This window comes from Rhodococcus sp. SBT000017 (genome assembly GCF_003688915.1).
In the GTDB taxonomy this organism is placed as follows: domain Bacteria; phylum Actinomycetota; class Actinomycetes; order Mycobacteriales; family Mycobacteriaceae; genus Rhodococcoides.
The window spans coordinates 2,394,895-2,419,289 of the sequence record NZ_REFU01000001.1 but is presented as its reverse complement, the minus strand read 5'-3'; the positions used below and the strand labels follow the sequence as shown (position 1 = coordinate 2,419,289).

The window sequence follows — 24,395 nt, the reverse complement described above, 5'->3', positions numbered from 1 at the left end:
GTGGGCGACGAGCCGGAACAGCGAGATGTTCCGGCTCTCGCCGGTGGTCTCGCTCGCACCGATGCGCGTCGCGCCGGGGGGTTGTTCGTCGTCGTCGGTGTTCTGGCAGTGCTGTGCCTGGTGAGCATTTCGGTGGGCACCGAGTACATCCCGATCGGTCAGGTGTGGCACGGGCTGCTGCACGCCGACGGATCCACCGAATCCGTGATCGTCCGCGAACTGCGGCTCCCGCGTACGGTTCTGGGGTTGCTCGTCGGGATTGCCCTCGGGGTGGCCGGTGCGCTGATTCAGGCGATGACGCGAAATCCGCTGGCCGACCCGGGAATTCTCGGCGTCAATGCCGGGGCGGCGTTCTTCGTCGCGTTCGCCGTCGGCGTGCTGGGTGTCACCGGCATCGGGTCCTACATCTGGTTCGCGTTCGCGGGGGCGGTGGTCGCCACGATCGTGGTGTACGCACTGGGGTCGCTGGGGCGAGCAGGAGCTACTCCGATTCGCTTGACACTGTCCGGAATTGCGCTCGGTGCGGTACTGGGCGGCGTCACCTCGGGCATGCTGTTGCTCGATCCGGATGCCTTCGACAGGATGCGGTTCTGGGGAGCCGGGTCGTTGGCCGGTCGAGGTCTGGACATCGCGTCCGAGGTCGCCCCGTTCATCGCGCTCGGAGTCTTCCTGGCTGCCCTGATCGCACGTCCCCTCAATGCGATTGCGCTCGGCGACGATCTGGCCCAGTCGTTGGGGGCGAATGTGATTCGTACGCGAATCGTCGGTGTCGTCGCAGTGACTCTGCTCGCCGGCGCTGCGACGGCGGCGGCCGGGCCCATCGGATTCGTCGGACTGATGATTCCGCACATGGTGCGGTGGTTCGTCGGACCGGACCAGCGTTGGATTCTGATCTACACGGTGTTCGCGGCACCGGGCTTGCTGCTGCTCTCCGATGTGGTCGGACGCATCGTGATCAGGCCGGGGGAGCTGCAGGTCGGTATCGTCACCGCGTTCGTCGGCGCACCGGTGCTGATCGTGCTGGTTCGCCGGAAGAAGGCGAGCGGACTGTGACCCGTGAACAACGCGGCGGCGACATCGATTTCGGCCGAAGGCTGTGGGTCGTGCGAGTGCGGGACCGAGTGGACGGCCGCATCGACATCCGAACAGTGGGCGTCTGCGCGGCCTTGCTTCTCGTGACGGTGATGGTCTCCGTCGTCGCGGTCGGTACCGGCGACTACTACATTCCGCCGAACGAGGTGCTCGCCGCGGTGTTCGGCGACGCGCCGCGCCTCACCGAGATCGTGGTGATGGAGTGGCGCTTTCCCCGAGTGGCACTGGCCTTCCTGTTCGGAGCCGCCCTCGGCGTATCGGGAGCGGTCTTTCAATCCTTGACGCGAAATCCGTTGGGCAGCCCGGACATCATCGGATTCGGCACCGGTGCCTACACCGGCGCTCTCGTGGTCATCCTCGCCCTCGGTGGCGGCTACTACCGGACCGGAGCGGGCGCGCTCGTCGGCGGACTCGCGACGGCGGCCGTGGTCTACCTGCTCGCGTACCGGCGCGGGGTGCAGGGCTTTCGGTTGATCATCGTCGGGATCGCCGTCAGTGCCGTCCTCGCCTCGGTCAACACCTGGCTCGTGATCAGGGCCGACCTGGACGACGCGATCGCGGCCGCCGTGTGGGGTGCGGGCACCCTCAACGGGCTTGGATGGTCGCAGGTGGGGCCCGTGCTGGCCGTGTCGGTCGTCATCGCGTCGGGCTTGGCGGTGCTCTCGCGTCGGCTGCCGATGTTGGAGATGGGGGACGATGCAGCGAGGGCGCTCGGTGTGCGCGCCGAGCCGACCCGTCTGATGCTGGTGTTCCTGGGTGTTGCGCTGATCGCGATGGTCACCGCGGCGGCGGGGCCCATCTCGTTCATCGCCCTCGCCGCGCCGCAGCTGGCGCGCCGCCTCACCGGCACCTCGTCAGTGGCGATGGTGCCCGCCGCGTGCATGGGAGCGCTGCTGCTGGTCGTGAGCGACGTTGTTGCGCAGCGCGCCTTCGCTCCCACTCAGCTGCCGGTGGGTGTGGTGACCGTATCGGTCGGCGGCGCATACTTCGTGTGGTTGTTGGCGCGGGAAGGCAGGAAGCAGTGACGAAGCCTCGGTTGCACACCGACGACATCACGGTCGGATACGACAAGAGCGTCATCAGTGAGAACCTGACCGTCGAGATTCCCGACGGCAAGTTCACCGTCATCGTCGGACCGAATGCCTGCGGTAAGTCGACTCTGCTGCGGGCACTTTCGCGGCTGCTGAAGCCCTCGCACGGAACCGTTCTGCTGGACGGGAAGGCGATCTCGTCGTATCCCGCGAAAGAAGTTGCCCGACGCCTCGGCCTGCTTCCGCAGACTTCCATCGCACCCGACGGTATCTCGGTGGCCGATCTCGTTGCGCGGGGCCGCTATCCGCATCAGAAGCTGATCAGGCAGTGGTCGACGACGGACGAAGCCGCGGTGATCGAGGCCATGAACGCAACGGCGGTGACATCACTGTCGGCTCGTCCGGTGGACGAACTGTCCGGCGGGCAGCAGCAACGCGTCTGGGTGGCAATGGTTCTGGCGCAGCAGACGCCGCTGTTGCTGTTGGACGAGCCGACCACCTTTCTCGACATCGCCCACCAGATCGAGCTGCTCGACCTGTTGGCCACTCTCAACCGCGAGAACGGCCGCACCCTCGTGGCGGTACTGCACGACCTCAATCACGCCTGCCGGTACGCCGACCACATCATCGCGATGAAGGACGGCGCGGTGGTCACCGAGGGCGCGCCCGCCGACGTCGTCACCGCCGAGCTGGTCGAGGCGGTCTTCGGGCTGCCGTGTCGCATCATCGATGATCCGGAATCACACACTCCGTTGGTGATCCCCAAGGTGGTCGGTCGCAGGCTAGGCAAGGCTTAGTTTAGAGTCGAGGAAGAACGGCTCCGAGTCAGCCTGAGGGTTTCTCGCAGGAGTTACGTCGAGATATGTATCGAGGACGAAGATGAGTGAACAACCGCGTGGCTTCTACTACGCCGACGTCGTTGCGGTGGAACGACTCACGGTGCACATGGTGCGCGTGACGTTCGGCGGCGAACATGTCGCCGGCTACCGCACGCTCGGTGTGCCCGACGAATGCGTCGGAGTCTATTTTCCCCGGGCAGGCGAAGCTGTCCCGCCGCCGATGACCGAGGTGGACGGGTTCTGGTGGTTCCACGGTCTCGACGACGCCCCAGAGGGTCGCAACTACACCATTCGTCGTCTCGATCCGGAGCGCGGTGAGCTGACCATCGACTTCTTCGCACACGAGGGCGGTGTCGCATCCACCTGGGCCCAGCAGGCCGTCCCGGGGCAGACCGTGCTGTTCACCCGCCCGCGATCCTGGTATTCACCGCCCGCCGATGTCGAATGGCTGCTGCTGGTCGCGGACATGACCGGGTTGCCCGCGCTCGGCCGACTCGTCGAGCAGTTGCCCGCAGGAATGCGGGCGCACGCGATTGTCGAGGTTCTCGAACGCGGCGACATCCAATCCTTCGAGACCCTGGCCGACGTCACGTTCGACTGGCGCATCGGATCCGGAAACGGCGACAGCGCAAGCGTTCTCGACGACGCGGCGCTGGCCTACCCCGTGCCCGAGGGACGTGGGTACGTGTGGTTCGCCGGCGAGGCGTCGTCCTCGCGTCGGGTGCGCAAGCATTTCCGCAAGGAATTGGGTTACGAGATCGCGTATTTCGACATCATCGGATACTGGCGCGCCGATTCGGAGAAGTGGCTCGAGAAATACAAGCAATATCAGGAGGAGGCGCTGGCGGTGTACAACGGCGTCATCGAATCCGGCCGTTCCGAGCAGGAGGCCAGCGAGGCCTTCGACGCGCTGCTCGAGCGGGTGGGGCTCTAGCCTGCGTTGTCGAACTCGTAGTCCGGCAGCTCGAGTGTCGCCGCGTCGGGACCGAGGAACTTGCTGCTCACGGACTGCACCGGCTTGGATCCGGCCAGGCGCAGTACGGTGCGGAATGCGGCCACTCCCACCGAGGTCTTCGGATGCGCGACGCGAGGAACGCCGGGTGGGAGTTTCTGCGCCTGATCGACGAACGGACGCATGCGCGCCTCGAAGGCCTCGAACCCGGCGCGATGATCACTCGCCCGTGCGAGTTCGCCGGCGAGCACGTACGCGCCGGTGACCGACAACGTTGTGCCCATGCCGGACAACGGAGTTGCGCACCAGGCGGCATCGCCGAGCATGCCGATTCTGCCTTTCGACCAGCGCGGGGCCTTCACCTGCGCCAGATAGTCGACGTACAGTTCCGAGTCCGGTCCCAGCGAGTCCAGGATCCGGGGCACTTCCCAACCGACACCGGCGAACTGCGCTCGTAGCGCAGCAAAGACCTGTTCGTCCGACGCTCCCTCGTACCCGCCGGCGTCGGACACCCAGGAGAGGCTGAACCGCGTCGTGCCGAGGTTGTCCGGTCGTAGATTCGCCACTCGGGATCCGGGCGCGTTGTACCAGCGCCACCAGCCGTCGTCGCTCGGTCCCTTCGGCAGTACGCCGTAGGCGGTGTACAGGCCGACGGGTGTGGTCGTGGCCTCTCCGGAAAACACCAGTTCCCTGCTGCTGGAGCGGATTCCGTCGGCAAAGAGAACCAGATCGAATCGCTCGGACGGTCCCGCCGCGAATGTCACATCGACTCCGTCGGCATCTTGGGCCACGTCGACGACGCGATCGCCGTAGCGATACTCGGTTCGCGGTCCGGCGGATTCGACCAGAATCCGCGCGAACTCGCCGCGCAGAATCTCCAACTCCGCCGTCGGGCCGTCGTGGGATCCGTCGCCGGCCGGGAAGGCCGCGATGGTGGCGTCGGCGTCGTCGACGAAGCGGGTGCCCTTCTCGGTGGTGCCGTTCGCGAGGAGGGTTGCATCCAGGCCCATGCGCCGCAGCACCTCGCGGCCGGAGCCGCGAACGTCGATGTTCTGGCCGCCGAGTCGCAGTTGCGGTGAGCGTTCGAGGACGGTGACCTCGAAGCCTGCCCGGTCCAGCCAGAAAGCCACGGTGGGACCGGCAATGCTGGCACCGGTGACGAGTACGCGAGAAGTCATGGGGCGCGAATGCCCGGGCGGCCGGACGTTCAATCCCGGAGGGAAAGTAGCTGAGCCTCACCTTTGTGGTGTACTTTCATCGAATTGTCTTCAATGACCCGTTTTCGTCAGGAGAACCGTGTTCACCGTTCGCCGTTTGGCGCTGCTCTCGTTCAGCGCAACCCTCGCCCTCGGTCTCGTCGCATGCAGCTCGGAAGGCTCGTCCGACGACGGCACGTCCACCTCCGAGTCCGCCACCGCCGAGTCCGCACTCGTGGTGTACTCCGGCCGCGGTGAAGAGCTCGTCGACCCGCTGATCGAGCGCATCGGTGGCGGCATCGAGGTCGACTACTCGGGCAACACCAACGCCCAGGCCGCAAAGATCCTCGAAGAGGGCGACGCGACCCCGGCTGACGTCTTCTACGGTCAGGACGCAGGAGCACTCGGTGCCCTCGACGAGGCGGGCGCTCTCGCACCGCTGCCCGAGGACATCCTCTCCCTCGTTCCCGAGCAGTACCGCGGTGCCGACGGCACCTGGGTCGCCACCTCCGCCCGGGCCCGCGTGCTGGCCTACAACTCCGATTCGGTGCAGGCCGGCGATCTGCCGACCGGTATCGACGGTCTGCTCGATCCCCGCTGGCGCGGACAGATCGGCTACGCACCGACCAATGCGTCCTTCCAGGCATTCGTCACCGCCCTGCGTGTGCAGCGCGGCGAAGACGGAGCCCGCACGTGGCTCGAAGCCTTCGTCGCCAACGAGCCCGTCGCCTTCGAGGGCAACGGCCCGCTGCTGACCGCCGTCAACGACGGACAGGTCTCCGCCGGTCTGACCAACCACTACTACTGGTACCCCTTCAAGGAAGAGAACGGCGACGACGCCCCGGTCGAGCTGCACTACTTCGAGCCCGGTGACCCCGGCGCGCTGATCAACGTCGCCGGTGCCGGTGTGCTGGCTGATTCGGACAACCAGGAAGCGGCATTCGACTTCGTGCGCGAGTTGCTCTCGACCGAATCGCAGACCTACTTCGCGAACGAGACCGCCGAATACCCCGTCATCGACGGAGTCACCTCCGATTACGACCTGCCGCCGCTGTCCGAGCTGGGCTCGACCGATCTCGATCTGGGTCAGCTCTCGTCCCTCGAGGCCACCCAGACTCTCCTCACCGACGTCGGAATCATCTAGTCGGTGCCCACGTCTGCACTCCAGCCGCTTCGGCGGCGCCACTTCGGCGGTCGTCCCGTTCTCGGGACGACCGCGTTGTGCGTGGGAGTGCTGACGCTGACACCCCTGGTGTACCTGTTCGTTCGAGCGTTCGACGGCGGAACCGAGAAGGTTCTGCGACTGCTCCTGCGGCAACGCACGCTCGACCTCGCGATCCGTACGGCAACACTCACTCTCACCGTGCTCGTCGCGTCGGTCGTGGTCGGGACTCTGCTGGCGTGGCTGACCGTCCGTACCGATCTACCGGGACGACGCTTCTTCGCGATGGTCCTCGCCGCTCCACTCGCCATCCCGTCGTACGTGTCCGGGTACCTGTGGATCGCCGAGTTCCCCTCGTTGGCAGGGTTTTCCGGTGCAGCCCTGGTGCTCACGTTGTCCTGCTTCCCGCTGGTGATGCTGCCGGTGTCCGCGGCGTTCGCCACCGCGGACCCATCGTTGACCGAGGTCTCTCGAACCCTCGGTCGAGGCGCTGTGCGCACGGCGCTGACCGTCGAGTGCCGTCGCGTGGTTCCCGCCGCGGCAGCAGGCGCGCTGCTGGTCGCGCTGTACACCATCAGTGACTTCGGGGCGGTGGCTCTGATGCGCTACGACGCCTTCACCCTCGGCATCTACAGTGCGTACCGCGGGGGACTCGATCGCACCGCTGCCGCAGTCCTCGGACTGGTCCTCGTGGTGGGCGCGTTGGTGCTCACCCTCCTCGAACGGCGTGCCCGACGCGGCGCTACGGCGAGGGTGGGATCGGGAACCGACCGGCAGGCCGAGCCGATCGTCCTCGGCCGGTGGCGCATCCCGGCTCTGGCCGTTGTCGTTGCGGCACTGACTCTCTCGGTGGTGGTACCGATACTGGCCTTGGCGCGATGGCTGAGCCGGTCGTTGCGGTTCACCTTCGATTGGGTGGACGTGCTGGCCGTCACGGCCAAGACCGTTCAGTACTCCGCGACCGCCGCGGTGGTGGTGGCCGTGCTGGCGCTGCCGGTCGCACTGTTCGCGGCCCGATCCACGTCGAGGGCCGCCCGCGGTGCCGAGTTGTCCACCTACATCGCGCACGGACTACCGGGTATCACCGTCGGGCTCGCCACGGTCTTCCTCGGAATCAGGTTTCTGCCGTCGTTCTACCAGACAGCGGTGCTGCTGGTATTGGCATACGTGGTGCTGTTTCTGCCGCTGGCCGTCGGCAGCACGAGAGCGGTCGTCGACGCCACTCCCGTTGTCCTCGAGGATGTCTCACGGACCCTGGGCGCGGGTCGGATGCGTACCGACCTTCGAGTGACGATTCCGATCGCGGCCCCCGGCATCGCCGCCGGTGCTGCTCTGGTGTTCCTGACCGTCGCCAAGGAGCTACCTGCGACGTTGATGCTGCGCCCTCGGGGAGTCGATACGCTCGCCACTACGCTGTGGTCCACCACCGAGGCGTTCCGATACGGCGAGGCGGCTCCCTACGCCCTGGCCCTGATCCTGATCTCGGTGGTCCCTACGGTCGTCCTGACACGGGCGCTGGGGCGCACGACGCGGAAGCGAGTAGCACTGCCATGAGCATGGTGATTTCCGGACTCGTTGCCTCGTACGGCAGTACGGCCGTGCTGCACGGCATCGATCTCGACCTCGGCGACGGCGAGATGCTCGCCGTTCTCGGCCCCTCCGGCTGCGGCAAGACGACCCTGTTGCGATCCATTGCGGGGCTGCACCGCATCGACGCGGGCCGAATCACCTCGGACGGGCGGGACATCTCGGTGGCGGGCCAGATTCAGGTGCCACCGGAGAAGCGGGAGATCGGCCTGATGCCGCAGGAAGGTGGGCTCTTCCCGCACCTGACGGTACGGAGGAACATCGAATTCGGTTTGCGTGCAGGGTTTCTGCGGCCATACCTGTCCGGTCGCGGAGAGCGCGCACAACGCGTGGACGAGATGCTCGAGCTCGTCGGACTACCCGATGCCGGTGGGGTCAAGCCCAGCGAGCTCTCGGGTGGTCAGCAGCAGCGCATCGCGTTGGCGCGTGCGCTCGCGCCGGCTCCGTCGGTGGTGTTGATGGACGAGCCGTTCGCCGCCCTCGACGCGGGGCTGCGTACCTCGATTCGTCAGGACGTACGAGAGCTGTTGCAGTCCAGCAAGACCGCGTCGATCCTCGTCACCCACGACCGGGCCGAGGCCCTCGGAACTGCCGATCGAGTTGCCGTGCTGCTGGGTGGTCGCTGCGCCCAGATCGACACCCCGCGTGAGGTGTACGAGCGACCCGCCACACCCGCGGTCGCGCGCTTCGTCGGCGACGCCTACTTCGTCGACGCTGCGGCCCAGGGCGGCCACGTCGACACCGTCCTCGGGCGTCTCGAGTCCACCACCCGAGCGACAGGAAACGGGCAGGCGTTGCTCCGGCCCGAGCAGCTGGCGGTCTCGGAGCGCAAGGACGGCGCATTCGTCGTCGAACACGAGTTCTTCACCGGCCCCGAATCCTCGGTGACCCTGCGGCACAGCGTCACCGGGCTCCTGCTTCGCGCTATCGCCCGAACCGCCGACCGATTCGCTCCTGGTACTTCCGTGGAGGTCTCCGTGACATCGCCGGTGCACTGGTTCGCGGGTTCGTCGGACTAGTTTCGCAACTCCACCAGCACGATCGGCTCGTCCTGGCCCGGCCAGGTACCCAGCAGATGGGGCAGCTCGGTCGGAGTCGCATCGATCACGCGCCGGACCTGCAGGTGGGGTGACGTCAAGGCGCTTCCACCGGAACCCCGCACCTGCGTGGTGGACTCGCGCACCGATCGAGAACCGTCGGCCGCCTGCACCACCAGCTCTGCCTGACCAGCGGCCTCGACGATGGCCGCGGTGGTGACCGCCACATACACCGGATCGCCGACGCCGTCGTACAACCAGCGTGTGCCGAGCACCGAATGTTCCAACGTGGCAACGAGATAAGCGTCTGCCCCGGCCAGCGGTGCGCTGCGGTACGTCAGGGGTACCTGAAACACGGTGCCCGACGTCGAACGCAGGAGATGTGTCTCGATACCGACCTCGCCGTCGGGATCGTCGAATCGATACGTAGCCACGGCCTCGAGTCCGGTGATGTCCCGACGGGCAGACCACTCCTGAGTCGGAAGCCACGCTGCGATGGCGTCCAGTTTCGATGGAACGAGCGTCGCCTGATGAATGAGGGCCATGCCGCAAAAGCTACCGAAAGGGACGCTATCGGGTCGGTTCCGCTCCACGCTTGGGCATGAACAGTGCCGCGACGGCCATCACCGCTGCCGCCGCCAGGACACCCAGAAAGACCGGATGGATGGCGTCGGACAGTTGTTCGGGGCTCGGGTCGTCGGAGATGCGTGAGTTGACGATGGCACCGAACACCGCGACCCCGACTGCGCTGCCGATGGAGCGGGCGAACATGTTGGTCGAGGTCGCGACGCCGCGCTCGGACCACTCGACGCTCGACTGGGCGGCGATGAGAGTGGGGCTGGCGATCAGGCCCATACCGAGGCCGATCACGAAGCACACCGCGCCCACCTGCCACACCTGTGAACCGGCACCGAGGCCGGTGGCGAATGCCGCTCCGACGACCGCGATGGAGGCACCGATGAGCGCCGTGGTGCGGAAACCGAACCGGAGGTACACCCGTCCGGAGAGGGATGCTGCGATGGGCCAGCCGAGCGTGAGGGTGGACAGCGCGAAGCCGGCAACGATCGCGCCGGTGCCGAGCACGCCCTGCACGAACGTCGGAACGTACGAGGTCAAGCCGAGGATCAGAGCGCCGACGAGCAGCGAAATGGTACTGCTGACCACCAGGACCCGACGCGTGAACACCCACAGCGGCAGGATCGGCTCCTCGACTTTGGTCTGAACCACTGCAAAAGCGGCCAGCAAGGAGACTCCGGCGGCGAAGATAGCGATGCTGACGGGGGAGTTCCATGCCCAGGACTGTCCGCCCTCGAGCAGCCCGAGCAGCACCATCGCTGCGCCCACCGTCAGCAGGCCGGCACCGAGGTAGTCGATCTTGGGTTTGGTGCGTTCGACAGCTCCCTCGTCGAACTTGCGCCACAGCATCACCGCGGCCAGCGCGCACAGCGGGATGTTGACGAAGAAGATCCAGCGCCACGTCAGGAACTCGGAGAAGACACCGCCGAGTGCCGGGCCCAGTACCGAGGACATCGCCCAAACGCTGGCCAGGTAGCCCTGCACCTTGGCGCGCTCGGCCAGGGTGTAGATATCGCCGGCGATGGTGATGGCCATCGGCTGCACGGCACCAGCACCGAGGCCCTGGACCGCCCGGAAGGCGATCAGGGCGGGCATGCTCCAGGCCAGGCCGCACAGGATGGAGCCGAGCAGAAACACCGCGATGCCGAACAGCATGATCTTCTTGCGGCCGAACAGGTCTGCCAGTTTGCCGTACAGCGGCACCGATACCGCCTGCGCCAGAAGATAGATGGAGAACAGCCACGGAAACTGCGTGAACCCGCCCAGGTCGTCGACGATGGACAGCACCGCCGTGGCGATGATGGTCGCATCGAGGGCGACCAGAGACGTGCTGAGCATCAGCGCAACCAGTATCGGTCCGCGTTCGGAGCGGAATCCGACATCCGACGTCGTGTTGTTCGTTGCCACGGCTACCAGTCTGATGCCTGCCGGCACCCTCGCGGCCACCGGCCCAGATAGTGTTGAACACCGTGCGACCATCACTGAGTAGCTACGAGCATCTGGCCGGCGGCAAGGTCCGCGATCTGTACACGATCGACGACGCGCATCTGTTGCTCGTCGCGAGCGACCGAATCTCGGCCTACGACCACATCCTCGACACCCCGATTCCGGACAAGGGGCGCGTGTTGACGGCCATGAGCGTGTTCTTCTTCGAGGAACTCGGCGGCGTCAACCATCTGGCCGGCGATCCGCTCGACGAACGCATTCCCGCCGAACTACTCGGCCGCGCCCTGGTGGTGAAGAAGCTGAACATGGTGCCGATCGAATGCGTCGCGCGCGGCTACCTCACCGGATCCGGGTTGGCGGACTACAACGCGACCGGAGCTGTGTGCGGCGTGCAGCTTCCCTCCGGGCTCGTGGAATCCAGCAAGCTCGGCGAGGCGATCTTCACCCCCGCGTCCAAGGCCGAACTGGGCTATCACGACGAGAACATCACCTTCGACCAGGCCGTCGAGCAGGTCGGTGCCGAACTCGCGTTCAAGTTGCGCGAGGACACCATCGAGATCTACTCGCGCGCAGCCAACTTCGCTCTGGAACGCGGAATCATTCTCGCGGACACAAAGTTCGAGTTCGGTACCGATGCCGACGGCAACCTCGTCCTCGCCGACGAGGTTCTCACCCCTGATTCCTCACGCTACTGGCCTGCCGATTCGTACCAGGAAGGTCGCGTCCAGCCCAGCTTCGACAAGCAGTTCGTCCGCGACTGGTTGACGGGCGAATCCGGCTGGGATCGCAGCTCCGACACTCCACCGCCACCGTTGCCCGACGACATCGTCGCCGCAACCCGCAGCCGCTACATCGAGGCCTACGAGCGCATCTCGGGCCTGAACTTCGACGATTGGGTCACGCCATGACGATCACCCCACCCGTTGCCAAGAAGGTGCCGCACGAGCGCACCCATCACGGCGACACGTTCATCGACAACTACGAGTGGTTGCGCGCCAAGGAAGATCCCGAGGTGATCGCCTACCTCGAAGCCGAGAACGCCTACACCGAGCAGCAGACTGCAGGTCTGGAGTCGTTACGCGACAAGATCTTCGACGAGATCAAGTCGCGAACCCAGGAGACCGACCTGTCCGTGCCGACGCGGATGGGGCAGTGGTGGTACTACTCGCGCACCGTAGAGGGACAGTCCTACGGGCTTCAATGCCGTTGCCCCGTCGACTCTGCCGACGACTGGACTCCGCCCACGCTCTCGTCCGATGTGGAGGTTCCCGGTGAGCAGATCCTGCTCGACGCCAACGAAGAAGCGAAGGGCCACGACTTCTTCTCCCTCGGCGCGTTCTCGATCAGCCTCGACGGCACGCTGCTGGCGTATTCCACCGACACCGAGGGCGACGAGCGCTACACGCTGCGCTTCAAGAACCTCGAGACCGGCGAGCTGCTCGCCGACACCATCGAGAACGTCGCGCCCGGAGCTACCTGGACGGCCGACGCCACCCACGTGTTCTACCTGACGGTCGACGAATCCTGGCGTCCCGATACCGTTTGGCGGCACACCCTCGGCAAGTCGGGTGATGTCAAGGTCTTCCACGAGCCAGACGAAAGTTACTGGGTCGGTTTCGGTTCCACCCGTAGCGAGAAGTACCTGATGATCTGGGTCGGCTCGAAGATCACCTCCGAGTGCCTCGTGCTCGAATCCACCGATCCCGAGGGCGAGTTCCGCGTCGTACTGCCGCGTACGGACGGTATCGAGTACAGCATCGAACACGCTGTCGTGGCCGGCGAGGATCGCTTCCTCATCACCCATAACGGCTCGGTCAACGGCTGGGGTACCGAGGGGGAGAAGGCCGAGAACTTCCTGCTCGCCGAGGCCCCGGTCTCCGACCCTCTCGATCAGCGCATTCTGGTTCCGCATCGCGCCGACGTTCGGGTCGAGGACATCGACGCGTTCGCCGGTCACCTGATCTTCACGTATCGGCGAGAAGCCTTGACCCGCATGGCGATCTGGCCCTTGACCGGCGAGGGGTACGGCGAGTACCGCGAGCTCGAGTTCGACGAGGAGCTCTACTCCGTCGGGGCCGGCTCGAACCCCGAATGGGATCAGCCGCTGCTGCGGATGGTCTACACCTCGTTCATCACTCCCGGGCAGGTCTACGACCTCGACATCGCCAGTGGCGAACTGCTGCTCCGCAAGTCGCAGCCGGTTCTGGGGAAGTTCGACGCCGCGGACTATGTGCAGCATCGTGAGTGGGCCACTGCGCCGGACGGAACTCAGGTCCCGCTGTCGGTGATCCGGCGCAAAGACGTGCCCGACGGCCCCGCGCCGACGCTCCTCTACGGCTACGGATCGTACGAGGCCTCGATGGATCCGTCGTTCTCGGTCGCTCGGTTGTCGTTGCTCGACCGCGGCATCGTCTTCGTCGTCGCACACGTGCGCGGCGGTGGTGAAATGGGTCGGCACTGGTACGACAACGGCAAGACGCTGAAGAAGAAGAACACCTTCACCGACTTCATCGCTGCCGCACAGCATCTCATCGACACCGGACGGACCTCACCGAAACACCTGGTCGCCGACGGCGGCAGTGCTGGCGGACTGCTGATGGGAGCGGTGGCCAACATGGCACCGGAGCTGTTCAACGGCATCCTCGCCAACGTTCCGTTCGTCGATCCGCTCACCTCCATCCTCGACCCGTCACTGCCGCTGACGGTCATCGAATGGGACGAATGGGGAAACCCGTTGGCCAGCAAGGAGGTGTACGACTACATGAAGTCGTACAGCCCTTACGAGAACGTCGAGGCCAAGGACTACCCGTCGATCCTGGCGATCACGTCCATCAACGACACCCGCGTTCTGTACGTCGAGCCCGCGAAATGGGTTGCTGCACTGCGAGCAACGAAGACCGGTGACTCGGACCTGTTGCTCAAGACCGAAATGAGCGCCGGACACGGCGGAGTCAGCGGACGCTACGAGAAATGGAAAGAGGCGGCCTTCGAGTACGCCTGGATCGTGAGAGCGGCTGGCGCCGCAGTGGCGTGATCAGGTGCCCTCTGGGGCACTTGACCGCACCACTGGCGCGTCAGCGCCACACGTAGCGGACCTGCGGTCGCCCGGCCTTACCGTATTCGGTGTGCCGGGTGACCAGTCCGTCGTCGGCCAGTCGTTCGAGGTAGCGCCACGCCGTCACTCGGGACACTCCGACGACCTTGGCGGCCTCGGATGCATTGAGTCCGTCGGCCGCCTCCTTGATGCTCGCGGTGATGCCGTCCATCGTCTGCGGGGCAATGCCCTTGGGTGTCGAGACGCGTTCGTCGGCCGTGCGTAGATGCGCCATGGCACGGTCGATGTCGCGCTGACTGGAAGCGTTCTCGCCGGCAGGCAACGCGGCATGGAATTCGCGATAGCGCTCGAGCTTGTCGCGGAACGCAGCGAACGTGAAGGGCTTGAGCAGATACAGCACGATGCCGTGTGCCACTGCCGAACGCACCACCGACAGGTCCCGCTCGGAGGTGATGGCGATGACGTCGAGGCTCGGCCGCAGACCGCCGAGCGCGGCGGCCACGTCGATGCCGCTGGCGTCGGGCAGGCCGATGTCGAGCAACACCAGATCGACGGCCTCGGTACTGGCGAAGCGCATGGCCGAAGCGCCGGTATGCGCCACCCCGGCCACCTCGAAGCCTGGGGTGCGCTCGACGTACGTCTTGTGGGCCTCGGCGATCAGCGGTTCGTCGTCGACGATCAGCACCCGGATCACGAGGCAGCTCCCGGAATGGTCGCAACCAGGACCGATCCGTACGTCACTTCCGAGGTCAAGGTGCCTCGATGGCGCGTGATCACCTGGGTCACCAGGGCGAGGCCGAGCCCGCGGGAGCCGGACTTGGTCGAGTAGCCGCGCCGCAGAGCAGCTTTGAGCGTTTCGGGCGGCATTCCCGGACCGCTGTCGGCGACCCGGACGACGAGTTCACCATCGGCGTCGCGGACCGTCACTTCGACCCAGGGCTGGTCGGATTCTTTCGAGGCATCGATGGCATTGTCTATCAGATTGCCTACCAGCGTGACCAATTCACGTGCCGTGAGCACACCCTCGTGCTCCATCGCCGTGTCGTCGGTGATCGTCAGTTCCACGCCCTGCTCGGCGGCCTGACTGACCTTGCCCAGCAGCAGCGCAGCGAGCGCAGGTTCGCTCACCGCGTTCATCAGACGATCGATGAGGGCCTGCGAGAGTTCCAGATCGGCCGTCGCGAATTCGACTGCCTCCTCGGGTCGGCCGAGCTCGACCATGGTGATGACGGTGTGCAGCCTGTTCGCCGACTCGTGAGCCTGCGAACGCAGCGACTCCGCGAAGCTGCGCACCGAGTCCAATTCACCCATCAACGAACGCAATTCGGTCTGATCGCGAATCGTCAGCACATTGCCCAGGCGTCGGCCCTCCCACATCACCGGATCCTGATTGACGACGAGTACGCGATCCTTCGTCAGATGCAATTCGCCGCGCACGATGCCGGTGTCCATCTGCTGCATCGACTCCGGCAACGACGCGAACGAGACCGGGCCCTCGGGTAGATCGAGGAGCCGTCGGGCCTCGTCGTTGACCAGCTCCGCTTCGTCGCCGCGGCCGAACACCAACAAGCCTTCACCGATCGAATGCAGCACCGCGTCGTGATGCTCGTACATCGTGCGCAGTTCCGCCGGTGCCATTCCCAGTGTCTGACGCCTGAGCCGGCGGCTGAGCAGCGTCGATCCCGCTGCGGCGACGACGAAGGCGGCGAGCACGACCCCGATGATGAGAGGGAGGCCCTGGATGAACTGATCACTGATCTTCTGGCGAGTGACGCCGGCGGAGACGAGGCCGACGATCTCACCTTCCGTATCTGTGACCGGGGTGACCGACCGGATCGACGGCCCGAGTGAACCCACGTACGTCTCGGTGAACGTCTCGCCCAACAAGGCGCGATCGATGTTGCCGCTGAACGGTTTACCGATCAGGTCGACGGTCGTGTGCGTGAAACGGGTCCGATCCGGTGCCATGACGACGATGAAATCGACACCCGTGACCTGACGGATCTTCTCCGTTTCCGGCTGCAGACGCGACGTCGGATCGTCGGATTCGATCGCAAGAGGCGTCGACGGTTCGTTGGCGATGCTCACGGCCACTGCCGTGACTTCGCGTCGGGTCGCGTCGTCGCTGTTGGACCGTTCGTTGAGCACCGTCAGGATGCCGCCGGCGAACACGACGACGCCGATGACGACGAGCTGCAACACCAATACCTGGCCGGCGACACTCAGCGGACGTTTGGCGGACAACGGATTCCTTTCGCGCAAGAACAGTCGGTGTGAACGAAATGAACGTATAGGTGACTCCAGTCACGGCGTCGAGCAACATCATCTCTCAGCAGGCGTGATCCACCTCACTCCACTCCCAGTAGTCACGAAGTCAGCCAATTCGACTCGCGCTTCACCAGAAACCAGAAGGAACATTCATGACAACCATCGATGCCGAGCGGTTCGACAATCCGCCCACCGAGCCCAAGAAGAAGCGCGACAAGACTCACTGGCTCTACATCGCCGTGATCATTGCCGTGATCGCAGGTGTGGCCGTCGGCCTGCTGTGGAAGGACTTCGGCGTCGAGCTGGCAGTTCTCGGCACTCTGTTCGTCAGCCTGATCAAGATGATGATCAGCCCGGTCATCTTCTGCACCATTGTCCTCGGCATCGGATCGGTCCGCGCCGCAGCCAGCGTCGGCCGAGTCGGCGGACTGGCACTGGCGTACTTCCTCACCATGTCGACCATCGCGCTCGGCATCGGCATGGTCGTCGGCAACCTGATCCAGCCCGGTGACGGCCTGAACATCCCCGTTGCGGGCGCAGGTTCGGAGTATGCGGCCGACGCCGAAGCCGCGGGCGGCACGATGGACTTCATCGCCGGCATCATTCCGACGTCGCTGTTGTCCTCGCTCACCGCAGGTTCGGTTCTGCAGACACTCTTCGTCGCCATCCTGGTCGGCTTCGCGTTGCAGGCCATGGGCAAGAGCGGCGAAGGCATCCTCAAGGGCATCGGCGCAGTACAGAAGCTCGTCTTCCGCATCCTGACCATGATCCTCTGGCTCGCCCCGATCGGTGCGTTCGGTGCCATCGCCGGTGTCGTCGGCAAGACCGGCTTCGACGCCGTCATCCAGCTCGGCACCCTGATGCTGGCGTTCTACATCACCTGCTTCATCTTCGTCTTCTTCTTCCTCGGCCTGATCCTGAAGTTCGTCTCCGGATTCTCGATCTTCAAGCTGGTCAAGTACTTGGCCCGTGAGTACCTGCTCATCGTCGCCACCAGCTCGTCCGAGTCGGCCCTGCCGCGTCTGATCGCCAAGATGGAGCACGTCGGAGTCGAGCGCACCACCGTCGGCATCGTCGTCCCCACCGGCTACTCGTTCAACCTCGACGGAACCGCGATCTACCTGACGATGGCCTCGATCTTCATCGCCGACGCCATGAACCTGCCTCTCTCGCTCCCCGAGCAGTTCTCGCTCCTACTCTTCATGATCATCGCCTCGAAGGGTGCGGCAGGAGTCTCGGGAGCAGGTCTGGCCACGCTGGCCGGAGGTCTGGAAAGCCACGCGCCTCAGCTCCTCGACGGCGTCCCGATCATCGTCGGAATCGACCGCTTCATGTCCGAGGCCCGCGCAGTGACCAACTTCTCCGGCAACGCCGTCGCCACGCTGCTGGTCGGCACCTGGACCAAGACCATCGACAACGATCGGGTCAACACCGTTCTCGACGGCAAGCTGCCGTTCGACGAGGAGACCATGGTCGACGACCACCTCCCCGAGGACGATCGACCTGCCGACAAGCAGGTCATCATCGAAAAGTCCGCCGCCAAGGCGTAATACCTGCCGGGCGCCGCGCATCCCCCCGTCGCCCGGTTCGGAAGAACGCAAGTACGACCCCGCCACCAGCGGGGTCGTACTTGCTTTTGTACGTCGGTTCCATTCTGTCGGTACTCACAGGTAAGTTCGGGTGATGACTGAAGTTCAGAACATCGGCATCAACACGCTGGGTGGTGCGCCCACCTCGCTCGACGAGTACGCCGGACGGGCCGTGCTCGTGGTCAATGTCGCATCCAAGTGTGGACTGACCCCGCAGTACGAAAAGCTCGAGAAGCTCGCCAACGACTACTCCTCTCGCGGCCTTTCGGTCGTCGGAGTGCCCTGCAACCAATTCGGTGGCCAGGAACCCGGTACCGCAGAGGAGATCGAAACCTTCTGCTCCACCACGTACGGCGTCACCTTCGCGATGACCGAGAAGGTCGACGTCAACGGTGACAACCAGCACCCGTTGTACGCCGAGCTGACCAAGACCGAAGACGCCGAAGGCAAGTCCGGAGACGTCCAGTGGAACTTCGAGAAGTTCCTGATCTCGCCCGACGGCGTCGTCACCAACCGTTTCCGTCCGCGCACCGAGCCGGACGCCCCCGAGGTGCTCGCAGCGATCGACAAGATCCTGCCGAAGGAAACGATGTCCGTTTAGCTTCTGTCTGCATCGACTTCGAGCCTCGTTCACGCTGGTGTGCGAGGCTCGAGTCATGTCTGGACGCCTGATCGTGTCGGTGAGCGGTATCAAGAACGACACCTACGAGCACGCCGCCGAATTCGCGCGGATCCTGGACGGACGAGGCGTCCCGCTGTCCCTGCTCGTCGCGCCTCGGTTGAAGGACAAATACCGTCTCGCAGCGGACGTGCCCACCCAGGAATGGCTGCGGACGCGACGCGACGGAGGCGACGCGATCGTTCTGCACGGCTACGACCAGGCCGCAACGAAGCGTCGCCGCTCCGAGTTCTCCGCACTGCCGCGTCACGAAGCCCGACTTCGACTGATGGCCGCGGACCGCGTCATGGAACAGACCGGCCTGCGCACCCGGGTGTTCGCCGCTCCGCGCTGGATTGCCTCACCCGGTGCGGTCGAGGCACTTCCAGACGCGGGATTCCGAATGTTGGCTGCGTTGAACGGTATTCACGACCTCGACCGTGACGGCACCGTTCGCGCCCGGGTATGGGGAATCGGCGAAGGATTCAAAGCCGAGCCCTGGTGGTTCAAGGCACTGGTACTCGGCGCAGGCCGCACCGCCCGCCGTGATGGAGTGGTGCGTCTGGCCATCAGTGCCAAGCAACTCGGACGGCCCGGACCGCGACAGGCAATCCTCGATGCCATCGACCTCTCCCTGCACCACGGAGCCGAGGCCGGGGTGTACGAATGGACCCCACGATCCAAAGCCCGCGTGGCATAGCGGACCGCTTCGCTCGCTCTCGCGTCAATGGACCCTTGCACGGTCCAGACGTATGCAAAGTGCCATCCACGCGGACCTCGTAGGTGTGTGAATGGCACTTTGCAGCGCCCAGACGTGTGCAGTGGTCCATTGACGCGAACGGGGTGGGGGCGGGCGGTCGTAGACTCGGTTCGATGAGTGCCATGAGCGTGACCCTGGATGACATCGCCGACGCACATCGACGTCTGCGCGATCGCAATCCGCTGGTCCAGTGTCTGACCAACACCGTGTCGGTTCAGTTCGTCGCGAACGCACTGTTGGCCGCAGGCGCGGCTCCGGCGATGGTGGACAACCCCGAGGAAGCGGCGGGCTTCGCCGAGATCGCCGACGCGGTGCTGATCAACCTCGGAACGCCGACGGCCGCCCAGGTGGAAAGTGCTCACCTGGCGTCGGCCGCAGCGAGGGCAGCGGGGAAGCCATGGGTGCTCGATCCGGTGGGAGCGGGCGGTCTGCCGTGGCGAACCCAGGTGGCCGTAGAGCTACTTACCAACCGGCCCAGCGTCATTCGCGCGAACGCGTCCGAGGTCATGGGACTGGCGGGCGCTGAGGGTGGATCGCGAGGGGTGGATTCGTCTGCACACGTGGCAGATTCGGTCGATGCGGCCCGGTCGCTGCTCGATCGATCGGACGTGGTGGCGGCATCGGGGGAGACTGATCACATTCTCGGCCCGGATGTCATGGTGAAGGTCGGCGGCGGAAGTGCACTGCTGCAGCGGGTTACCGCAACCGGTTGCGCGCTCGGTGCGCTCGCTGCCGCCTACTGCTCGGTCTCGCCGAATGCGCTGATCGGTGCAGTCGCGGCGCACGCGCATGTCGCGGTGGCGTCGGAGATCGCTGCGCGGTCGACATCGCGGCCGGGGTCCTTCGCTGCCGCATTCCTCGACGGACTGGACTCGGTCGACGAGTCGACATTGCGTGAATTGGTTCGGCTCGACATCGGCTGGCCTGAATGACGCGCGCTCCAGTGTGCAACTGGTGCTCCACTGTGCCGAAATTTCCGCGGGAATGTCGCGAAATGTGCGCGTAGTGGTGCGAAAAATGCTGATCGCCTGGATGTAACGGCGAAACGACTTCTACTCCTCGTAGTCAGTGCAACAGCCCTCGTCGCGTGCGGCGGAGCGGAGCAAGGAACCCCGTCGGCAGCACCGTCCTCGGCCGTTCCGGCAACCACCCAGGCGAGTCCGGTGCCGGTGACACCCGACCCGGCCCCCGTCACCGAAGGAACGCAGCCGCAGCGGACGCCACCAGAGGAGGCCAGCGACCTGATTCCCATGGGTACGTCGGAAGCCGAGCCACTGTGCCTGGATCTGACGTGGGGGCAGGTACCGCAGGCCGTGGACTCGCTCCCGCTCGTGTTCGCAGATTCACCGTGGGTCGCTACCGACATGGGCGATCCCTGTGCGTCGTTCACCTGGGTCGAAGCTCTGCCGTACGGCGCGACGGTCAGCTCACCGACACATCTGCTGTTCTTCCACGACGCTGAGTACCTCGGCACTGCGACGTCGGAGCCGTACGGGTTCACGTCGGTGGCGGCCCAGTCCGCCGACACGATCACAGTGAGTTACCGCTGGCCACTCGCCGCTGACGCCAATGCGAACCCGACCGGCGGACCGGCCACGATCGACTACCGCTGGGACGGGACGCAGGTGACATGATCGGCACTCTCCCGCCTGAGGTCACCGGTTAGATCGAGACGGACGATTCCTCGGGAAGCTCGCGGATTTCGGCGTCGGACATCTCCTTGAAGCGGCCGTAGTAGATGCCCCTGGCCTGCTCCGCGACGATGGCCTGGTGGATGGGAAATGCCATCCTCGGGGCCACTGCGCGCAGAAATTCGACGGTCTCGGAGATTTTCGACCACGGCGCGGCTGCGGGAAGCGCGAGTACCTCGACCTGCTGCTCGGGGACGAACAGCGAGTCGCCCGGGTGGAACAGCTGACCTGGATTCTCCGGCGTGCCGAGCAGGTAGCCGGTGTTGTCGATCTCCGGCAGTTCGGGGTGGATGACGGCATGGGTGCCGCCGACGCCGGTGACCGTGATGCCGCCGACGGCGAAGGCTTTGCCTGCGGGAGCCGGCGTCCACTGGCCACCGAGTTGGCCCGCGGTCATCGGATCGGCGTGCAGTGCCGCTCGCGGATTCGCCTTGACGAGCGCGGGAAGTCGTTGCAGGTCAACGTGATCCGGGTGCTGATGGGTGACGAGGATCGCGTCGAGTCCGGTGATGCCCTCGAACCCGTGCGAGAACGTGCCGGGATCGAACAGCACGGTGGTGCCGTTGAGTTCGACGAGAACGCAGGAATGTCCGAAGTGTGTCAGCCGCATGGACCCCACAGTAAGCGCGGTTTCGCGCCTCCCGCCAGGGCTGCGTAGACTCCCACCTGCCGGTAACTGTCTTGCTGTACGTATTTCAAGGAGCGCTTTCGTGGCCCGAGTCGTTGTCGATGTCATGCCCAAGGCCGAGATTCTCGATCCGCAGGGTCAGGCGATCGCAGGAGCGCTCGGCCGTCTGGGGATCTCCGGCGTGTCCGACGTCCGCCAGGGCAAGCGTTTCGAACTCGAGGTCGACGATTCCGTCGACGACGCCGAGCTCGAGAAGATCGCAGAATCACTGCTGGCCAACACCGTCATCGAGGACTGGACGGTCACTCGGGTGTCGGTCGAGCCCGTCGCATGAGCGCCCGCGTAGGTGTCATCACCTTCCCCGGAACCCTCGACGACGTCGACGCCTCCCGCGCGGTCACCCTCGCCGGTGGCGAAGCCGTCAGCCTGTGGCACGCCGACGCGGACCTGAAGAACGTCGACGCGATCGTCGTTCCCGGCGGATTCTCGTACGGCGACTACCTCCGGGCCGGCGCTATCGCGCGTTTCGCCCCCGTGATGGAGTCCGTCGTCAAGGCGGCCGAAGGTGGAATGCCGATCCTCGGCATCTGCAACGGTTTTCAGGTGCTCTGCGAAGTGGGCCTGCTGCCCGGCGCTCTGACCCGCAACGAGGGCCTGCATTTCGTGTGCCGCGATCAGTGGCTGAAGGTGGAGAATTCCGATACCGCGTGGTCGTCGCGATACGAGCCCGGTGCCGAGATCCTGATTCCGGTGAAAAATGCCGAGGGTCGGTTCCAGGCACCGCAGGATGTGCTCGACGAGCTCGAGGGTGAGGGCCGGGTGGTCTTCCGCTACAGCGGCAGCAACCCGAACGGATCGCAGCGCGGGATCGCTGGCATCTCTTCGGCAAACGGTCGGGTCGTCGGTTTGATGCCGCACCCCGAACACGCCACCGAGCCGCTGACCGGACCGAGCGACGACGGCCTTGGCATCTTCTACTCGGCGCTGGACACGATCGTCAACGCCTGACCCGAACTTGTCGGTGGCGGCGGTTACTGTGCCGCCATGACACTGACCTTGGGCATGATCACGTTCGACACCACCGATCCGGAACCGCTCGCACACTGGTGGGCGGCGCAGGTCGACGGCACGATCGTGGAGGAGAACGACGGCTGGTTCTTCGTCGTCGAACTCGCTGCGGCACCGTACCGAATGGCGTTTCAGAAGATCGACGACCCGACGCCCGGCAAGAATCGCGTCCACCTCGACATGACCACCGCTGACCTCGATGTCGAGGTCGCGCGCCTGGTCGAGGCGGGTGCGAGTGAAGTTGCGCAGCACACCATGGGCGACTTTCGCTGGGTGACGCTGAGCGACCCCGACGGCAACGTGTTCTGCGTGTCCGGGTCGCACTGAGCATCGAATGCCGGCCCAGGCATGGGTGACTCTGGTGGTGGGCGTCCTCGCCGTCGTCGGAGTCGCTCTCACCATTCGTCAGCGCACCGTCGCCGACAAACGAGCGCAGGCATGGTCAAGGATCACCTGGTGCCTCGAGCGCACCACCAGCGCCGACCCCGCCGAAGCCGAACTCGGATGGGATATCTACGCCACCGTCACCGACTCACCGCTCATCACCACCACCGAGCAAGACGTCCTCGTCGCCGTGGCCGACCGATCCACCCGGCGTGCACTGGCGGAACCCGACGAAACCGAGGACACTGACAACCAGAACGAGCTGGAGGACCCACGATGACCACCGCTGAAACCCGCAAGACCTGGACCGCGACCGAACGGCGCAGTGTCGCTGCCGCAGCAGCCCGCGCCTCGATCGCACTCCGTGAACGCAGCGGCCGCGAGGTACCCCAGTGGATCCGCGACGCCGCCGAAGGACGCCCGACCACCCCTCCGGCCGAGCAGCCCTGACACCGGCCACAGCCGCAGACCGATAAGGCCCGCACCCCGATAGACACGGGGTGCGGGCCTTCTTCATCGCCCAGGATCGGGAAAGCGTGAGGGAGCAGGGCCGGGCCACCCTGCGGGCGTCCCCGAAGCGAACTCAGCGCTGCCGTGCTGAACACGGCATACGGTCAACCCTTGTCGAGTTCCCACAACGCGGGCTGTAGTTCGACAAGGCCGTCCGGCTGGTCTTGCAGCCACCGCTCGAGCTCGTCGGTCACTGCCAGCGGTTCGGCGACAATATGATTCTGTCCGTCGGCGTCGGGTGACTCACCGAATCCGAACAAGATGTCCGCCCACGGGGAACTGTCGTCGATGAGCGCACGCATCGTTTCCCGCTGTTTATCCGCAGTCCATCGAGTCGGCGCGACGCATATGGAGTTCGCGTCATAGAGTCGATGGAGCACTGCCGTTGCGGCGCTACGATCCGTTACCAGAAACACGAAAACATAACTGCCATCTTCTATTTCGACGGACCTTCTCGAAACGAGAACGCCCGAACTGCGCAGCTCCTTCTCTTCGTCCGTCCACGCCCTCCGCGGATCCGGATACCCGACCCACCCACCGGAAGGGGGATCGCACGGTACCACCGGGCGGTCAACAGACTCGCCCGGTGCCGGCGACCGATCGAGGAGCTCCACGTCGCTCAGTTCTATTGCTCGACCCTGCCAGCGACCACGAATCGCCACCCAAGGGCTCGCGGGGTCCACCTGCGTCACTAGGTCCTCCGCAGTCGAACCCGTCAACGCAATTGCGGTATCCGACAGCCCTTCTGGCGGCTCGAAGCCCGCACCCATGAAATAGGGCTTACCATCATCGATGGCAACAGCGCCGTGTCCCGCAATCTCGACACCATCACCGAAGAGCTGCCGGTCCAACATGACGATCTCCTC

Annotated in this window: 26 protein-coding genes; 19 read left to right on the top strand and 7 right to left on the bottom strand. The window is 65.3% G+C overall.

The features are described from left to right. From AYK61_RS11075 to AYK61_RS11060, 4 genes are all read left to right on the top strand, one after another. On the top strand, window positions 1-1,053 hold the full coding sequence (locus tag AYK61_RS11075) for an iron chelate uptake ABC transporter family permease subunit (protein WP_259468012.1): 1,053 nt from the start codon (window positions 1-3) through the stop codon (window positions 1,051-1,053). Next, entirely contained in the window at window positions 1,050-2,117 is a 1,068-nt protein-coding gene (locus tag AYK61_RS11070) for an iron chelate uptake ABC transporter family permease subunit (RefSeq protein ID WP_121870829.1), read from the top strand. The genes AYK61_RS11075 and AYK61_RS11070 overlap by 4 nt, the downstream gene beginning before the upstream one ends. Further along, the gene (locus AYK61_RS11065) at window positions 2,114-2,920 is read left to right on the top strand and encodes an ABC transporter ATP-binding protein (protein WP_121870828.1); all 807 of its coding nucleotides are present in this window, start codon (window positions 2,114-2,116) and stop codon (window positions 2,918-2,920) included. Before AYK61_RS11070 ends, AYK61_RS11065 begins: the two co-directional genes overlap by 4 nt. Window positions 2,921-3,002: 82 nt before the next feature. Continuing rightward, on the top strand, window positions 3,003-3,896 hold the full coding sequence (locus tag AYK61_RS11060) for a siderophore-interacting protein (protein WP_121870827.1): 894 nt from the start codon (window positions 3,003-3,005) through the stop codon (window positions 3,894-3,896). Here AYK61_RS11060 and AYK61_RS11055 read toward each other — a convergent pair. Further along, window positions 3,893-5,092, bottom strand: coding sequence for an FAD-dependent monooxygenase (locus AYK61_RS11055; protein ID WP_121870826.1), 1,200 nt, complete (start codon window positions 5,090-5,092; stop codon window positions 3,893-3,895). The genes AYK61_RS11060 and AYK61_RS11055 overlap by 4 nt on opposite strands. Window positions 5,093-5,210: 118 nt before the next feature. On the opposite strand from AYK61_RS11055, the gene AYK61_RS11050 reads away from it, so the two are divergent. The 3 genes from AYK61_RS11050 to AYK61_RS11040 are packed head-to-tail and all read left to right on the top strand — an operon-like array spanning window position 5,211 to window position 8,878. Further along, window positions 5,211-6,254: an iron ABC transporter substrate-binding protein gene (locus tag AYK61_RS11050; protein WP_121870825.1), complete on the top strand. Its 1,044-nt coding sequence runs from the start codon at window positions 5,211-5,213 to the stop codon at window positions 6,252-6,254. 3 nt (window positions 6,255-6,257) lie between these two features. After that, window positions 6,258-7,826, top strand: a complete 1,569-nt coding sequence (locus tag AYK61_RS11045) for an iron ABC transporter permease (RefSeq protein WP_259468011.1) — start codon at window positions 6,258-6,260, stop codon at window positions 7,824-7,826. Continuing rightward, on the top strand, window positions 7,823-8,878 hold the full coding sequence (locus AYK61_RS11040; RefSeq protein ID WP_121870824.1) for an ABC transporter ATP-binding protein: 1,056 nt from the start codon (window positions 7,823-7,825) through the stop codon (window positions 8,876-8,878). The genes AYK61_RS11045 and AYK61_RS11040 overlap by 4 nt, the downstream gene beginning before the upstream one ends. On the opposite strand, the gene AYK61_RS11035 is transcribed toward AYK61_RS11040, so the two are convergent. Then, the gene (locus AYK61_RS11035; protein WP_121870823.1) at window positions 8,875-9,441 is read right to left on the bottom strand and encodes a CG0192-related protein; all 567 of its coding nucleotides are present in this window, start codon (window positions 9,439-9,441) and stop codon (window positions 8,875-8,877) included. The genes AYK61_RS11040 and AYK61_RS11035 overlap by 4 nt on opposite strands. A 25-nt stretch (window positions 9,442-9,466) precedes the next feature. Then, window positions 9,467-10,879, bottom strand: coding sequence for an MDR family MFS transporter (locus AYK61_RS11030; RefSeq protein ID WP_121872666.1), 1,413 nt, complete (start codon window positions 10,877-10,879; stop codon window positions 9,467-9,469). Between the two features lie 62 nt (window positions 10,880-10,941). Here AYK61_RS11030 and AYK61_RS11025 point away from each other — a divergent pair, with 62 nt between their 5' ends. Continuing rightward, window positions 10,942-11,826, top strand: a complete 885-nt coding sequence (locus AYK61_RS11025) for a phosphoribosylaminoimidazolesuccinocarboxamide synthase (protein ID WP_121872665.1) — start codon at window positions 10,942-10,944, stop codon at window positions 11,824-11,826. Continuing rightward, entirely contained in the window at window positions 11,823-13,952 is a 2,130-nt protein-coding gene (locus AYK61_RS11020) for a S9 family peptidase (protein WP_121870822.1), read from the top strand. Before AYK61_RS11025 ends, AYK61_RS11020 begins: the two co-directional genes overlap by 4 nt. 40 nt (window positions 13,953-13,992) lie before the next feature. Here the strand turns inward: AYK61_RS11020 and AYK61_RS11015 are convergent, their stop codons facing one another. Then, window positions 13,993-14,667: a response regulator gene (locus AYK61_RS11015; RefSeq protein WP_121870821.1), complete on the bottom strand. Its 675-nt coding sequence runs from the start codon at window positions 14,665-14,667 to the stop codon at window positions 13,993-13,995. Then, complete coding sequence (locus tag AYK61_RS11010; RefSeq protein WP_259468010.1) at window positions 14,664-16,217, bottom strand: sensor histidine kinase; 1,554 nt, start codon at window positions 16,215-16,217, stop codon at window positions 14,664-14,666. The genes AYK61_RS11015 and AYK61_RS11010 overlap by 4 nt, the downstream gene beginning before the upstream one ends. Window positions 16,218-16,393: 176 nt before the next feature. Between AYK61_RS11010 and AYK61_RS11005 the strand changes: the two genes are divergently transcribed. The 5 genes from AYK61_RS11005 (at window position 16,394) to AYK61_RS10985 (ending at window position 20,882) form a co-directional block, all read left to right on the top strand. Then, window positions 16,394-17,791: a cation:dicarboxylate symporter family transporter gene (locus AYK61_RS11005; RefSeq protein WP_121870820.1), complete on the top strand. Its 1,398-nt coding sequence runs from the start codon at window positions 16,394-16,396 to the stop codon at window positions 17,789-17,791. Window positions 17,792-17,921: 130 nt separating this feature from the next. Continuing rightward, window positions 17,922-18,431: a glutathione peroxidase gene (locus tag AYK61_RS11000; protein WP_374700635.1), complete on the top strand. Its 510-nt coding sequence runs from the start codon at window positions 17,922-17,924 to the stop codon at window positions 18,429-18,431. Between the two features lie 55 nt (window positions 18,432-18,486). Beyond that, entirely contained in the window at window positions 18,487-19,188 is a 702-nt protein-coding gene (locus tag AYK61_RS10995; RefSeq protein WP_121870818.1) for a DUF2334 domain-containing protein, read from the top strand. A gap of 173 nt (window positions 19,189-19,361) precedes the next feature. Continuing rightward, a complete protein-coding gene (thiM, locus tag AYK61_RS10990; RefSeq protein WP_121870817.1) occupies window positions 19,362-20,180 on the top strand; it encodes a hydroxyethylthiazole kinase in 819 nt (272 codons plus the stop codon). A 231-nt stretch (window positions 20,181-20,411) separates the two neighbouring features. Next, window positions 20,412-20,882: an LppP/LprE family lipoprotein gene (locus AYK61_RS10985; protein ID WP_237669468.1), complete on the top strand. Its 471-nt coding sequence runs from the start codon at window positions 20,412-20,414 to the stop codon at window positions 20,880-20,882. A gap of 28 nt (window positions 20,883-20,910) precedes the next feature. On the opposite strand, the gene AYK61_RS10980 is transcribed toward AYK61_RS10985, so the two are convergent. After that, complete coding sequence (locus AYK61_RS10980) at window positions 20,911-21,549, bottom strand: MBL fold metallo-hydrolase (protein ID WP_121870816.1); 639 nt, start codon at window positions 21,547-21,549, stop codon at window positions 20,911-20,913. Between the two features lie 100 nt (window positions 21,550-21,649). On the opposite strand from AYK61_RS10980, the gene purS reads away from it, so the two are divergent. Genes purS through AYK61_RS27265 form a run of 5 tightly spaced genes read left to right on the top strand, consistent with a single transcriptional unit; the run spans window position 21,650 to window position 23,469 of the window. Next, on the top strand, window positions 21,650-21,901 hold the full coding sequence (gene purS / locus AYK61_RS10975; protein WP_121870815.1) for a phosphoribosylformylglycinamidine synthase subunit PurS: 252 nt from the start codon (window positions 21,650-21,652) through the stop codon (window positions 21,899-21,901). Then, entirely contained in the window at window positions 21,898-22,575 is a 678-nt protein-coding gene (gene purQ / locus AYK61_RS10970) for a phosphoribosylformylglycinamidine synthase subunit PurQ (protein WP_121870814.1), read from the top strand. Before purS ends, purQ begins: the two co-directional genes overlap by 4 nt. Before the next feature lie 36 nt (window positions 22,576-22,611). Then, entirely contained in the window at window positions 22,612-22,962 is a 351-nt protein-coding gene (locus AYK61_RS10965) for a VOC family protein (RefSeq protein WP_121870813.1), read from the top strand. Window positions 22,963-22,969: 7 nt separating this feature from the next. Next, window positions 22,970-23,299 carry a hypothetical protein gene (locus tag AYK61_RS10960; protein ID WP_121870812.1) on the top strand — a complete coding sequence of 110 codons (330 nt, stop codon included), beginning with the start codon at window positions 22,970-22,972 and terminating at the stop codon, window positions 23,297-23,299. Then, window positions 23,296-23,469 carry a hypothetical protein gene (locus tag AYK61_RS27265; protein ID WP_183130237.1) on the top strand — a complete coding sequence of 58 codons (174 nt, stop codon included), beginning with the start codon at window positions 23,296-23,298 and terminating at the stop codon, window positions 23,467-23,469. Before AYK61_RS10960 ends, AYK61_RS27265 begins: the two co-directional genes overlap by 4 nt. A 164-nt stretch (window positions 23,470-23,633) precedes the next feature. Here AYK61_RS27265 and AYK61_RS10955 read toward each other — a convergent pair whose 3' ends face one another. Beyond that, window positions 23,634-24,383, bottom strand: a complete 750-nt coding sequence (locus AYK61_RS10955; RefSeq protein WP_121870811.1) for a hypothetical protein — start codon at window positions 24,381-24,383, stop codon at window positions 23,634-23,636. Between the last annotated feature and the right edge of the window lie 12 nt (window positions 24,384-24,395).

Bases quoted from the DNA above. Each gene is read 5' to 3' on its own strand.
- AYK61_RS11020 (WP_121870822.1), top strand. From the start codon at position 11,823: ATGACGATCACCCCACCCGTTGCCAAGAAGGTGCCGCACGAGCGCACC.
- AYK61_RS11060 (WP_121870827.1), top strand. From the start codon at position 3,003: ATGAGTGAACAACCGCGTGGCTTCTACTACGCCGACGTCGTTGCGGTG.
- AYK61_RS11055 (WP_121870826.1), bottom strand. From the start codon at position 5,092: ATGACTTCTCGCGTACTCGTCACCGGTGCCAGCATTGCCGGTCCCACC.
- AYK61_RS27265 (WP_183130237.1), top strand. From the start codon at position 23,296: ATGACCACCGCTGAAACCCGCAAGACCTGGACCGCGACCGAACGGCGC.
- AYK61_RS10960 (WP_121870812.1), top strand. From the start codon at position 22,970: ATGCCGGCCCAGGCATGGGTGACTCTGGTGGTGGGCGTCCTCGCCGTC.
- AYK61_RS10955 (WP_121870811.1), bottom strand. From the start codon at position 24,383: ATGTTGGACCGGCAGCTCTTCGGTGATGGTGTCGAGATTGCGGGACAC.
- purQ (WP_121870814.1), top strand. From the start codon at position 21,898: ATGAGCGCCCGCGTAGGTGTCATCACCTTCCCCGGAACCCTCGACGAC.
- AYK61_RS10980 (WP_121870816.1), bottom strand. From the start codon at position 21,549: ATGCGGCTGACACACTTCGGACATTCCTGCGTTCTCGTCGAACTCAAC.
- AYK61_RS11040 (WP_121870824.1), top strand. From the start codon at position 7,823: ATGAGCATGGTGATTTCCGGACTCGTTGCCTCGTACGGCAGTACGGCC.
- AYK61_RS10965 (WP_121870813.1), top strand. From the start codon at position 22,612: ATGACACTGACCTTGGGCATGATCACGTTCGACACCACCGATCCGGAA.
- thiM (WP_121870817.1), top strand. From the start codon at position 19,362: ATGAGTGCCATGAGCGTGACCCTGGATGACATCGCCGACGCACATCGA.
- AYK61_RS11035 (WP_121870823.1), bottom strand. From the start codon at position 9,441: ATGGCCCTCATTCATCAGGCGACGCTCGTTCCATCGAAACTGGACGCC.
- AYK61_RS11005 (WP_121870820.1), top strand. From the start codon at position 16,394: ATGACAACCATCGATGCCGAGCGGTTCGACAATCCGCCCACCGAGCCC.
- AYK61_RS10995 (WP_121870818.1), top strand. From the start codon at position 18,487: ATGTCTGGACGCCTGATCGTGTCGGTGAGCGGTATCAAGAACGACACC.